We start from the raw sequence: 12,890 nt of genomic DNA on the forward strand, positions 1-12,890 counted from the left end.
TTGGTTGAGGGGGCCGGATTTGAACCGACGACCTTCGGGTTATGAGCCCGACTAGCTACCAAGCTGCTCCACCCCGCGTCCGTATTGTGTCTCCGCTTAGTCACCTTCAGACGTTCATACGAGAGCGACACACGAGGTTCGAACTCGTGACCTCAACCTTGGCAAGGTTGCGCTCTACCAACTGAGCTAGTGTCGCATTGAACGTCTTTCGTCGTTCAGGGCTGCGAATTATAAGAGCATTTTTTTGTGATGCAAGTCCTTATCAGCAAAAAAACCAACTTTTTTTTCGTTTGATGAAAAAGCACACAAAAATACGTTATTTTTCCGCCAGCTACAGCCCTAAACTTATCTTTTTAACAAATATTCGAAGATCAGATAGTAAAAATAGTCTCACGATAATATTTGAGTTCAGCAATAGACTCACGAATGTCATCCAACGCTAGATGGGTTCCTTGTTTAGAAAAACCATCAAGGACTTCCGGTTTCCAACGACGAGTCAATTCTTTTAACGTACTGACATCCACGTATCGGTAATGGAAATACTCTTCAAGTTCCGGCATATGTTTGTAGAGAAAACGTCGGTCTTGACCAATACTATTGCCACAAATCGGTGATTTTCCTTTTGGTACCCATTGCTCTAAAAACGTGATGGTTTGTTTAATGGCTTCCGCTTCATCATACTCACTGTCTTTAACGCGAGCCACCAGCCCACTTGCAGTATGGGTATTAGTGCACCAATCATCCATTTTGGCCAACTCTTCATCCGATTGGTGAATGGCGATTACTGGGCCTTCAGCAAGAATGTTTAACTCGCTGTCCGTCACTATACTGGCGATTTCGATAATTTTGTGTTGCTCAGGATCCAGTCCTGTCATCTCCAAATCAACCCAGATCAAGTTGTCATCACTGAAAGACATAATGCCCTCGTCTATTTGTTTTCTGCTAAAAGAGGTACTATACCGAAATTAAATTCAGTAACCCAAATGGTTTGATGCAAATTGCATCATTGAAATATCGTGGCGAAAAAGAAAAAACTAACCAAAGGTCAGGTGCGTCGTGTACGCAGCAACCAAAAGAAAAAACTGGCAAAGGAAGAAACGGTCCAGTGGGATGAAACCATGCTTGGTGCAGTCAAGCAGGGGCTTGTTATCACGCGTTTTGGGCAACATGCCGACATTGAAGATCTCGAAACTAAAGAAATTCACCGCTGTAACTTAAGGCGCGGCATAGAATCTTTGGTGTCTGGCGATCGCGTTAAATGGCGAGTTGGCCTTGAATCTATGCATGGTATTTCTGGCGTTGTAGAAGCTGTAGAGCCACGAACCTCAATGCTAACTAGACCTGACTACTATGACGGTCTCAAGCCCGTAGCAGCAAACGTTGACCAAATGGTGATCGTCTCTGCTGTAGTGCCAGAGTTGTCTTTAAACATCATCGATCGCTATTTGATTGCCTCTGAAACATTAGAAATCGCGCCACTTGTGGTTCTAAATAAAATAGACCTACTTCCAGAGCAAGATCGCGAGACGTTTTACCAGCTTTTAGATGTATACAAGAACATCGGTTACAAAGTATTGCTGGTCAGTAAAGAGAGTGGCGAAGGCATAGAAGAGCTCGAGACTCACTTAAAAGACAAGATCAATATTTTTGTTGGTCAATCTGGTGTAGGCAAATCAAGCTTGGTTAACGCCCTGATGCCAGAACTCGATGTAGAGGAAGGTGAGGTTTCCACTAACTCTGGTTTAGGCCAACACACCACGACAGCAGCAAGATTGTACCATTTCCCATCAGGCGGCGATCTTATCGACTCTCCAGGGGTACGTGAGTTTGGCTTGTGGCACTTGGAACCAAATGAAGTCACCGAAGCCTTTGTTGAGTTCAAGCCCTATCTAGGTGGTTGTAAGTTTAGGGACTGTAAACACCTCGATGATCCTGGTTGCATTCTTCGTGAAGCGGTAGAAGAAGGTAAAATCGACCAGGTACGCTTTGATAACTACCATCGAATTATCGATAGCATGAGCGAAGGCAAAGCGAACCGACAATATTCAAGAAACAAAAAAGCCGATTTGTGATAACCCTAGAACATGGGCGAGATTAACACTCTGACCGTGTATCATTCACAAATTGCTGACATTTAGGGCGAATTACATTAGTATCTCGCGCCCTGAATTAATAACACTCAATTAATGTTGGAATAGTAAACAATGGATAAGATTAAAGTTGGACTGCAATACTGGATACCTCAGCACGGCTTGACCCGTTTGGTAGGTAAACTGGCATCAGCAAAAGCAGGCGGTCTAACAACAGCGATCATTCGTTGGTTTATCAAGCAATATAACGTCAATATGGACGAAGCTTTGCACGCAGATCCAGCTCACTTTAAAACCTTCAATGAGTTTTTTGTGCGTGAGCTGAAACCAGGAATGCGTCCAATTGCTGAAGGTGAAACGGTGATTTCCCATCCTGCAGACGCATGCGTGAGCCAATTTGGGCCAATCACAGATGGTAAGCTCATCCAAGCGAAGAACCACGACTATACCGCGCAGGAGCTACTTGGTGGCAATGCTGATTTAGCGGCTGAATTTGCTGAAGGCGAATTTGCGACTCTCTATCTATCGCCTAGAGACTACCATCGAGTGCACATGCCATGCGATGGCACCTTGCGTCAGATGATTTATGTTCCAGGCGATCTGTTCTCTGTAAACCCATTGACAGCCGAAAATGTACCAAACCTATTCGCCCGAAATGAGCGCGTTGTGTGTATTTTCGATACTGAGTTTGGACCAATGGCTCAAGTACTGGTTGGGGCAACAATCGTGGGCAGTATTGAGCTTATCTGGGCTGGCACAGTAACACCACCTCGCGGTAATACTGTTTACACCTGGGACTACCCTGCAGAAGGTGATAAGTCAGTCGTACTGAAGAAAGGCGAGGAGATGGGTCGCTTCAAACTGGGTTCAACGGTCATCAACTTATTTGCTAAAGACAGCATTCGCTTTGATGACAGCATGCAGAATAACGCGCCAACGGTTATGGGCACCCCATACGCTCATCAGCAAAACCAAACGGAAAGTGTGTTATAAGACGACGAATAACAAACTTAAACGGTGCCTAGGCACCGTTTTTTGTTTAGATGATAAACGACACTTCACTTTAAAATCCCGTGATAAATAGCCATTCAGATTTTGACGCAAAGCAAAACACCTTACGAATCTTCCCTCGACTTTTCAAAACTTTAATACCAGTCTAAGACCCCAAGTAGAATATCTTTTAACCTAGGTGCAGTTTAAATATCCACCATGGTGACCGCCCCTATGCCGAAGATACATACTGGGACACTCATAAAGCTATTCATCTGCTTTTTAGTGCCGTTAGGCGTCCTGATGATGCCTATTGATTGGATTCCGATTGATGACCTCACGCTGATTCAGCACCGATTATTAGCCATCTTTTTACTTGCCGCTTTGCTATGGGTACTCGAGCCAGTACCAGTCTTTGCCACCTCAATTTTGATCATTGCGCTTGAGTTGATCATGATTTCTGACAAAGGACTTCACTTATTCCGCACGCCACCAGCAGGTCATGAACTTGGTGAACTGATGGCTTACACCGATATTTTCAGTGCCTTCTCATCACCTATTATTATTCTGTTTATGGGCGGCTTCGCGCTTGCGATCGCCGCTTCAAAATACGAACTTGATAACAACCTAGCTCGCGTACTGCTTAAACCTTTTGGACAGCAGCCTAAGTTCATTATGCTGGGGTTAATGTTGATTACGGCTGTGTTCTCAATGTTCATGTCTAATACCGCAACAACAGTCATGATGTTAGCCCTCCTTGGTCCTATCGTAGCCTCAGCACCCAAAGGTGACTTGGGTATCAAAGCTTTAGTGCTTTGTATTCCGATAGCCGCCAACACCGGGGGCATTGCCACTCCGATCGGAACACCACCAAACGCTATCGCGCTGCAGTATCTTACTGGTGAAAACACGATTGATTTCTTGCAATGGATGATGATGGGACTACCGTTTGTCATCATTCAGCTCACATTAGCTTGGTTCCTTCTGCAGAAACTGTTTCCATCTTCTGAAGACAAAATGGTGCTCAAACTGGAAGGCGCGTTCCAGAGAAACTGGCGGGCTATGGTTGTCTATGTCACCTTTGCCACAACGATACTACTATGGATGACCACCAAGCTTCATGGCATGAATACCTATGTAGTTTCTATAATTCCACTTGCTGTATTTACGCTAACAGGCATCATGGGTAAAGATGAACTGAAGCTCATTAACTGGGACGTACTTTGGTTAGTCGCGGGTGGTATCGCCATTGGGATTGGTTTGGATAAAACCGGACTGGCCGCAGCATTAGCGCATGCCATTGATTACGAGTCCCTCTCTCCATTTGCTGTCGTGATTACGCTGTCGATTGTCTGTTGGTTAATGGCTAACTTTATGTCCAATACCGCAACCGCAAACCTGTTAATGCCTATCGCGGCGGCAATCGGTGCATCAATGGAAAGCTTAGCCAGCATTGGCGGTTTACAAGGGTTGCTCGTGGTGGTCGCATTCTCAGCATCCCTCGGTATGATTTTACCAGTGTCCACACCACCAAACTCCTTGGCGTACTCCACCGGGCTTATAGAAAGTAAAGACATGGCAAAAACCGGTCTTATCATTGGTGTAATCGGCCTGCTCATAGTCTATGCAGCAACGCTCATCCTCACCTGATCATAGGTGAATAAAGTCCTCTTGCTTATAAGTAAGAGGATTTCATTGCAGTTTTCACCGTGCCATAGTAAAACCTAATGAATTAAAAGGGATAATACACGTTAGGGATAACAATGGGATTTGAATGGCTGGCGCTGATCGCCGCTTTTTTATGGGCGGTATCTAGCATTATTTCCGTCACCCCGGCCAAGCATCTAGGATCCTTTTCCTATAGTCGCTGGCGCATGGGTTGTACCGCAATCATACTCTCCACGATGGCTGCCATTACTGGTGGCTGGTCAAGCGTAGAAGCCAGTCATATTACACCGATGATGCTCTCTGGGCTTATTGGTATCTTTATAGGTGATACCGCCCTGTTCGCCTGCCTAAACCGTATGGGACCGAGACAAGCAGGGCTACTATTTTCCTGCCACGCCGTGTTCTCGGCGGTATTAGGTTACTTCTTATTTGCAGAAACCATGACATCGTTAGAGTTGGTCGGCTCCGCTTTAGTTTTCTCCGGGGTTGCTACGGCTATTTTCTTTGGGCGACGTGGGAAGAGTAACCATAAAGCCAGCGAACTCGAAACCATCAAAGGTAATGTGTGGTTTGGTGTAGGACTTGGTATCACCGCAGCCTTGTGTCAGGCTCTTGGTGGAATTATTGCCAAGCCCGTGATGCAAACTTCAGTGGACCCTGTCGCTGCCTCTGCCATACGTATGATCACCGCTTTTATCGCCCATAGCTTGTTTCTATTTACCGGGGCTCGACACGCTAAGAGCATTAACCCTATTACTTGGTCGATATTTGGTATTACGGCACTTAACGGTTTCTTAGCGATGGCGGTAGGCATGACGCTGATTCTGTTTGCATTGCAAACCGGAAATGTGGGGATGGTCGCTTTGCTTTCTTCGACCACGCCGATTATGGTGCTGCCACTACTTTGGTTGTACACCAAGCAGCGCCCCAATAAATATGCTTGGTTAGGTGCCCTATTAGCTGTCGCGGGCACCAGCATATTGGTCAGTTAAGCGCGCGGGAACGAAAACGCAACCACTTCATCAATATGTTTTGCACCAAGTGCTAACATAATGAGGCGGTCAATACCTAAAGCAACGCCGGCACATGCAGGAAGGCCTGACTTTAGTGCATCTATTAAATGGTAATCAATTGGCTGCTGAGGAAGTCCCATTTGCTGACGCTTACGATTATCCTCTTCAAAGCGAGCTAATTGTTCGTTTGGGTTGTCTAGCTCATGAAAACCATTCGCTAGCTCTATGCCCTTAAAATAGACTTCAAATCTATCAGCAACACGCTCATCGTTTGGATTAACCTTAGCCAGAGCAGCTTGTGAGGCAGGAAAGTCATACACGAATGCCGGAACGTCTTGGCCGATCTTGGTTTCGACTCCCATGCTAAAAAGCAATTGCAATAGCGTATCTCGATCTTGTTCTTTATCCGCAATATCACTTAGCCCTAAGCTTCCAGCCGCCGTTCGGAGTTCTGGCATACTCGCTACTAGCGGACACACTCCTAAGTGGGTCATAAACGCCTGTTGATATGTCATGCGCTCAGCGCCATCACACGCCAACACCATCCTTAACAGTTCATCCATTTCATCCATTAACTGGTGGTGGTCAAAGCCTTCGCGATACCACTCAAGCATGGTGAACTCAGGGTTGTGGTAGCGACCGCTTTCTTCATTGCGGAATGCTTTATTGATTTGATAAATAGAGCCACTGCCCGCCGCCAACAAACGCTTCATATGAAACTCAGGACTAGTCATAAAATACAGCTTACGACCATCCGCATAACCCGGCCCAACAAACTCCGTTTGGAACGTATGTAAATGGATATCTGTCACGGTCGCATGACTCATAGCAGGCGTATCCACTTCCATTACATTCCTTGATAGGAAAAAGTCTCGTATTGAATGGATTATTTGCGCTCTTTTTTTCAGCAAAGCCACAGATGCTGTGGGCTGCCACTCATTGCAAATCATAATTAAACTCATTAGCTCTGTTTATTGATAATTATACGATTGTGGAGATTTCTACTCAATAACGCGTGATTTTAATCACACATCATATAAATACTATGCTTCTCTTTGCATTTCCGGAGCAAAAACCTAACTCAATCAATTTTTTTGCCATACAGCTTATCTAATATAAAACCTTACTCTATAAAAGCTTACTTAAGCATTTAATTATAACTCGCGAGCTAACTCGCTCTCACACACTGGAGGATAACTGTGAAAACAATTACCACAGATATCGCAGTCATCGGCGCAGGCGGCGCCGGTCTTCGTACTGCCATTGCAGCAGCAGAAGCAAACCCAGAAATGGAAGTTGCTCTGATTTCTAAAGTCTACCCAATGCGTTCACATACTGTGGCCGCGGAAGGTGGTTCTGCAGCTGTAATCAAGGATGAAGATAGCCTAGATAACCACTTCAACGATACTGTTGGTGGTGGTGACTGGCTTTGTGAACAGGATGTTGTCGAATATTTCGTAGAAAATGCCACACGTGAAATGATCCAAATGGAACAATGGGGTTGCCCATGGAGCCGTAAGGAAAATGGCGAAGTTAACGTTCGTCGTTTCGGTGGTATGAAGGTTGAACGTACATGGTTTGCCGCTGATAAAACCGGCTTCCATATGCTACACACTCTGTTCCAGACTTCGATGAAGTATGAGCAAATCAAACGATTTGATGAATACTTTGTGGTTGACCTACTTGTCGTTGAAGGCGAGGTTCAAGGTCTGATTGCTATTCATATGTCTGAAGGTGAACTGGTTACCATTAAAGCCAAGTCTGTTGTGCTTGCAACAGGTGGCGCTGGCCGCGTTTATCACTGTAATACCAATGGCGGTATCGTAACAGGTGACGGCATGGCGATGGCCTATCGTCATGGTGTACCACTACGTGACATGGAGTTTGTTCAATATCACCCAACCGGTCTTCCTGGTACAGGTATCCTGATGACAGAGGGCTGTCGTGGTGAAGGTGGTATCATCGTTAACAAGAATGGTTACCGCTACCTACAAGATTACGGCATGGGTCCTGAGACGCCAGTTGGCCAGCCGAAGAACAAATATATGGAACTGGGTCCTCGTGACAAAGTGTCACAAGCATTCTGGCACGAACAGCAAAAAGGCAACACGATCAAGCATCCACTTGGTGATGTTGTGCATCTCGATCTTCGCCACCTTGGTGAAGAGTATCTACAGGAGCGTCTACCGTTTATCTGTGAGCTTGCAAAAGCTTATGTGAACGTTGACCCAGCGAAAGAGCCAATTCCAATCCGTCCTACCGTTCACTACACCATGGGTGGTATCGAAACCAATGGTCAATGTGAAACACGTATTCAAGGCCTATTTGCTGTGGGCGAATGTGCTTCTGTTGGTCTGCACGGTGCTAACCGCCTAGGCTCTAACTCTCTAGCTGAATTCGTGGTATTTGGCCGTGTTGCAGGTGAACAAGCTGTAGAGCGTGCCAAAGCGTTTAAAGGCTGGGATGACGCTGCTATCGCACAACAAGTTGAAGCTGTTGAAGCTCGTATTGCTGCACTAATGAACCAAGAAGGCGATGAAAACTGGGCTGAAATCCGTACTGAAATGGGTCACACCATGGAAGCGGGTTGCGGTATTTACCGTCAAGAAGATCTAATGCAAGCCACGCTTGATAAGATTGCTGAGCTCAAACAGCGTTATAAGAAAATCAGCATCAAAGACAAAGGTAAGGTGTTCAACACTGACCTTCTTTATGCCATTGAAGTGGGTTATGGACTTGAAGTTGCAGAAGCTATGGTTCACTCCGCTATCCTGCGTAAAGAGTCACGTGGCGCACACCAACGTTTAGATGATGGTTGTACTGAGCGTGATGATGTGAACTTCCTTAAGCACTCTCTGGCGTTCTTCCAAGAGGATAACGCGCCAAGCATCGATTACAGCGATGTGAAGATCACTAAGTCTCAACCTAAAGCGCGCTTATACGGTGAAGCAGCAGAAAAAGCTGCCGCGGCAGAAGCGAAAGCATCTCAAGATAACAGTGCGGAGGAGCAAGCATAATGTCAGCTAATCGTATTCAGAAAGTTGAGATCCTGCGTTATGACCCAGAAAAGGACTCAGAACCTTACTTCCAAACATTTGAAGTTCCGTTTGATGAGACCATGTCTGTACTTGATGCGATTGGTTACATCAAAGATCACCTAGATAAAGATCTGTCTTACCGCTGGTCTTGCCGTATGGCGATTTGTGGTTCGTGCGGCATCATGGTGAACGGAGTGCCTAAGTTAGCTTGTAAAAGCTTCCTTCGTGACCATCAAAATGGCCTGAAGATTGAGCCTTTGGCTAACTTCCCTATCGAGAAAGACCTGATTGTCGATATGACGCCGTTCATCGAGCGCCTTGAAGCTATCAAGCCATACATCATCGGTAATGATCGCAAACCAGAAGATGGCACCAACATCCAAACACCTGAGCAAATGGCGAAGTACAAGCAGTTTGCTGGCTGCATTAACTGCGGCCTTTGCTACGCAGCCTGCCCTCAGTTTGGTCTAAACCCAGAGTTCATCGGTCCAGCAGCACTGACACTTGCTCATCGCTATAACCTTGACAGCCGTGACAATGGTGCCGCAGAGCGTATGAAGATGATCAACGGCGAAAACGGTGCTTGGGGCTGTACGTTTGTGGGCTACTGCTCTGAAGTCTGTCCGAAGAACGTTGACCCAGCAGCAGCGGTTAACCAAGGTAAAGTGGAGTCTTCTAAAGACTTCGTCATTGCAATGCTAAAACCACAGGAGGCGTAGAATGAGTAACAGAAAACCTTATGTTCGTGAAATCAAACGCACGTGGTGGAAAAACCATCCATTCTATCGCTTCTATATGTTGCGTGAAGCGACGGTACTGCCTCTTATTCTATTCACTATCTTCCTGACTTTTGGTTTGGGTGCATTAGTGAAAGGCCCTGAAGCTTGGCAAGGTTGGCTGGAGTTTATGGCAAACCCTATCGTCATCGCGATTAACATCGTGGCACTCGCAGGCAGTCTATTCCATGCTCAAACTTTCTTTAGCATGATGCCGCAAGTTATGCCGATCAAGCTGAAAGGCAAACTGGTCGAAAAGAAAACCATCGTTCTTACTCAGTGGGCAGCGGTAGCCGCTATCTCACTAGTCGTTCTCATCATTGTATAAGGAGTGAATCGTGATTAATCAAAACCCAAAACGCTCTGACGAACCAGTATGGTGGGGACTATTTGGTGCAGGTGGTACTTGGTTTGCCATGATTACACCAGTAACGGTACTTGTGCTTGGTATTCTAGTGCCAATGGGCATTATTAGCCCAGAAGCGATGAGTTATGAACGTGTCGCAGATTTTGCTACAAGCATCATTGGTGCCCTATTCATCATAGCCACATTAGCGCTTCCAATGTGGCATGCGATGCACCGCCTGCATCACGGTATGCACGATCTGAAAATCCACGCGGGCGTAGCAGGTAAAATCGCTTGCTACTTCTTTGCAGGCTTAATCAGCGCACTGTCTGTTATCTTCATCTTTATGATCTAAGCAACAGACACAAACCTCAAAGGCAGCGATATCGCTGCCTTTTTTATTGCCAGTTTTTTGTGACTCAGCATTTAAGAAGACAAATGCTTACACGCAGAACCCAACTCTCTCTATACAATCCGCGCCGCTTGATAATAAAAAAGAGATGTAACAATGAAGAAGTCTATTTGCGCACTGCTTATTTCTAGTGCACTTTTTGGGTGTGGTTCTACCGTTAATATGACCACATCAGATGCCGTGGCAGCTCAACCAAAACTGATGCTTAAAACGGATGGTACATTTTGGGGCTTTGGTCCTGAGGGCAGTTTTGATCTTGCCGGATTGTATCAAGGTAAATACTCGCGCAGTGCTTCCACTAGCTCTTGGTTCAATACCATTAATACCAAAGAAGGAGAGATGGTTGCAGAGGTGACTCGCAAGGATAACGGTAAAACTTGGACGCTCGTTTGCAGTGGTGGCGGTACCAGCGTCGACCTTGGCAGCTTCTCGTTCGGTGGTAACGGTCCCTATGTTTGTGAGATCAGCGAAAATGGTAAGTCGGTGGGTGAGTATCAAATGGCCAGAAAGTCGGAAGCTATTAGTTTGTCGACAGCTAAAAAAGAAACTGGCTTCATTCGCTTAGACAGTACCCATTTTAACGTGGAATCCATCCACGATGGTGAAGGCTTAATGATGAGTGTCGATAACCCACTTGGTTATAGTTTTAGCCGTGGTAGTATCGAGGTAGCCGCAGCACAAATCAACGGCGCTATTACCTTACAAACCTTAGCCAATCTGCCTAAAGCAGAAATGGACACCTTAGCGCTTGGCACCGTAGCCAGTGCTTTAAGCTGGCGACCACAAGAGTAATGCCTCTTCCATTAAAAAAGGTCGCCTAAGCGACCTTTCTTCATACAGCAAAGAGTAAGCTTACTTAACGCGGCCTACGTACTCACCTGTACGAGTATCAACTTTAATTACTTCACCGATTTGGATGAATAGCGGTACACGTACAACAGCACCTGTCGTTAGTGTTGCTGGTTTACCACCAGTGCCCTGCGTATCACCTTTTAGACCTGGATCGGTTTCAGTTACTTCTAACTCAACAAAGTTAGGCGGAGTCACGGTAATTGGGTTACCATTCCAAAGAGTAATCATACAAGTGTTGTTTTCTACCAACCATTTCGCGTTATCGCCAACAGCTTTAACTTCCGCAGCGATTTGTTCGAATGTTTCGCTGTTCATAAAGTGGTAGAATTCACCATCTGTGTATAGGTAATCTAGATCGATGTCCATCACGTCAGCAACTTCAACAGTTTCGCCAGACTTGAAGGTTTTCTCTAGAACTTTACCAGACAGTAGCTTACGAATTTTTACGCGGTTGAATGCCTGACCTTTACCTGGCTTCACGTATTCGTTTTCTAGAATTACGCAAGGCTCGTTATCCAGCATTAATTTAAGGCCGCCTTTAAATTCATTCGTGCTAACAGTAGCCATTGTATCCTCTTAGTGTTCTTCGAGTTAAAATTTAATGTCGCCTATCATAACCCGAAATCTTGTTTCTGTTGAGCAAAACTGGCTCAAACAGCTATCGAATGCGATCTCAGACCCTTATGAACTGCTTAAGCAGCTAGAAATTGATGCGACTCCGTGGGAAAACGGCTTAACCGCTCGACGTCTTTTCCCGATGCGTGTTCCACAAAGCTTTGTCGATCGTATGGAACAAGGCAACCCGTACGACCCACTATTAAGGCAAGTTTTGCCATTAAGCCAAGAGTTTGAAGTCCACAACGGTTACTCTGAAGATCCCTTAGAAGAGCAAGATGCAGCGGTGCCCGGCCTACTGCATAAGTATCACAATCGCGCGCTACTAATTGTCAAAGGTGGCTGTGCTGTGAATTGTCGCTACTGCTTCCGTCGTCATTTCCCCTACGAAGATAACAAAGGCGGTAAAGCTAACTGGCAAGTCGCACTCGACTATATTGCGGCTCATCCAGAGATCGACGAGATCATTTTGTCTGGCGGCGATCCACTGATGGCCAAAGATTCTGAGTTAGCATGGCTTGTTCAAAAAGCAGAATCTATTCATCATTTAAAAACACTTCGCATTCACTCCAGATTACCTGTGGTGATCCCAAAGCGCATTACAGAAGAGTTGTGTCAGCTTCTTAAACAGACTCGACTGAATACCATTTTGGTAACGCATATCAACCACGCTAATGAAGTGAATTCTGAATTCTCTGCGTCAATGGCACGTATTAAAGACACGGGCACAACATTGTTGAATCAAGGAGTACTGCTAAAAGGTGTCAATGATTCTGTTGATGCTCAGTTTGAGCTCAGTCATGCGCTGTTTTCTGTGGGCATATTGCCTTATTACCTTCACGTATTGGATAAGGTTCAAGGCGCGGCACACTTCTTTATTAGCGATGACGACGCCAAAGCCATCATTCATGGGCTGATCAAACGAGTGTCTGGGTATTTAGTCCCTAAACTGACGCGAGAAGAAGGCGGTAGAGCCAGCAAGACACCACTGGATTTACATCTCGAGTAACCTTTTTCGTCTCGACAAAATATTTTTGTTCGATCAGACGGTCTAATAGTCAGATACTGCGCTTTTTAGGAGGCAATGTGG

Annotated in this window: 13 protein-coding genes and 2 tRNA genes; 10 read left to right on the forward strand and 5 right to left on the reverse strand. The window is 45.7% G+C overall.

The genetic code is table 11. From position 1 onward, the window contains the following. Window position 1: 1 nt before the first annotated feature. From HW45_RS00005 to orn, 3 genes are all read right to left on the reverse strand, one after another. Window positions 2-78 (reverse strand) — tRNA-Met (locus HW45_RS00005). A 45-nt stretch (window positions 79-123) separates the two neighbouring features. After that, window positions 124-196 (reverse strand) — tRNA-Gly (locus HW45_RS00010). Window positions 197-371: 175 nt separating this feature from the next. Then, window positions 372-917: an oligoribonuclease gene (gene orn / locus HW45_RS00015; RefSeq protein ID WP_006075671.1), complete on the reverse strand. Its 546-nt coding sequence runs from the start codon at window positions 915-917 to the stop codon at window positions 372-374. A gap of 99 nt (window positions 918-1,016) precedes the next feature. Between orn and rsgA the strand changes: the two genes are divergently transcribed. The 4 genes from rsgA (at window position 1,017) to HW45_RS00035 (ending at window position 5,740) form a co-directional block, all read left to right on the forward strand. Continuing rightward, window positions 1,017-2,072, forward strand: a complete 1,056-nt coding sequence (rsgA, locus tag HW45_RS00020) for a small ribosomal subunit biogenesis GTPase RsgA (protein ID WP_038223784.1) — start codon at window positions 1,017-1,019, stop codon at window positions 2,070-2,072. Window positions 2,073-2,204: 132 nt separating this feature from the next. Beyond that, window positions 2,205-3,083, forward strand: coding sequence for an archaetidylserine decarboxylase (gene asd / locus HW45_RS00025; RefSeq protein ID WP_038223786.1), 879 nt, complete (start codon window positions 2,205-2,207; stop codon window positions 3,081-3,083). Between the two features lie 231 nt (window positions 3,084-3,314). Next, complete coding sequence (locus HW45_RS00030) at window positions 3,315-4,730, forward strand: SLC13 family permease (RefSeq protein WP_038223788.1); 1,416 nt, start codon at window positions 3,315-3,317, stop codon at window positions 4,728-4,730. Window positions 4,731-4,843: 113 nt separating this feature from the next. After that, a complete protein-coding gene (locus HW45_RS00035; protein WP_038223789.1) occupies window positions 4,844-5,740 on the forward strand; it encodes a DMT family transporter in 897 nt (298 codons plus the stop codon). On the opposite strand, the gene epmA is transcribed toward HW45_RS00035, so the two are convergent. After that, on the reverse strand, window positions 5,737-6,711 hold the full coding sequence (gene epmA, locus HW45_RS00040) for an elongation factor P--(R)-beta-lysine ligase (protein ID WP_038223790.1): 975 nt from the start codon (window positions 6,709-6,711) through the stop codon (window positions 5,737-5,739). The two genes, HW45_RS00035 and epmA, sit on opposite strands and share 4 nt — an antisense overlap. A gap of 249 nt (window positions 6,712-6,960) precedes the next feature. On the opposite strand from epmA, the gene frdA reads away from it, so the two are divergent. The 5 genes from frdA to HW45_RS00065 all read left to right on the forward strand — a co-directional run bounded on the left by frdA (window position 6,961) and on the right by HW45_RS00065 (window position 11,125). Beyond that, complete coding sequence (frdA, locus tag HW45_RS00045; RefSeq protein ID WP_006075450.1) at window positions 6,961-8,778, forward strand: fumarate reductase (quinol) flavoprotein subunit; 1,818 nt, start codon at window positions 6,961-6,963, stop codon at window positions 8,776-8,778. Continuing rightward, on the forward strand, window positions 8,778-9,518 hold the full coding sequence (locus HW45_RS00050; RefSeq protein WP_006075449.1) for a succinate dehydrogenase/fumarate reductase iron-sulfur subunit: 741 nt from the start codon (window positions 8,778-8,780) through the stop codon (window positions 9,516-9,518). Before frdA ends, HW45_RS00050 begins: the two co-directional genes overlap by 1 nt. A gap of 1 nt (window position 9,519) precedes the next feature. Beyond that, window positions 9,520-9,903, forward strand: a complete 384-nt coding sequence (frdC, locus tag HW45_RS00055; protein WP_006075448.1) for a fumarate reductase subunit FrdC — start codon at window positions 9,520-9,522, stop codon at window positions 9,901-9,903. 10 nt (window positions 9,904-9,913) lie between these two features. Then, window positions 9,914-10,276: a fumarate reductase subunit FrdD gene (gene frdD / locus HW45_RS00060; RefSeq protein WP_006075447.1), complete on the forward strand. Its 363-nt coding sequence runs from the start codon at window positions 9,914-9,916 to the stop codon at window positions 10,274-10,276. 153 nt (window positions 10,277-10,429) lie between these two features. Further along, window positions 10,430-11,125 (forward strand): hypothetical protein, encoded by a 696-nt coding sequence (locus HW45_RS00065; RefSeq protein WP_038223792.1) that lies wholly within the window; start codon window positions 10,430-10,432, stop codon window positions 11,123-11,125. Between the two features lie 60 nt (window positions 11,126-11,185). Here HW45_RS00065 and efp read toward each other — a convergent pair whose 3' ends face one another. Next, window positions 11,186-11,752 (reverse strand): elongation factor P, encoded by a 567-nt coding sequence (gene efp, locus HW45_RS00070; protein ID WP_006075445.1) that lies wholly within the window; start codon window positions 11,750-11,752, stop codon window positions 11,186-11,188. 34 nt (window positions 11,753-11,786) lie between these two features. Between efp and epmB the strand changes: the two genes are divergently transcribed. Then, complete coding sequence (gene epmB / locus HW45_RS00075; protein WP_038223794.1) at window positions 11,787-12,809, forward strand: EF-P beta-lysylation protein EpmB; 1,023 nt, start codon at window positions 11,787-11,789, stop codon at window positions 12,807-12,809. The last annotated feature ends 81 nt before the right edge of the window (window positions 12,810-12,890 follow it).

It is taken from the genome of Vibrio sp. ER1A, assembly GCF_000733315.1.
GTDB lineage: Bacteria > Pseudomonadota > Gammaproteobacteria > Enterobacterales > Vibrionaceae > Vibrio > Vibrio mediterranei.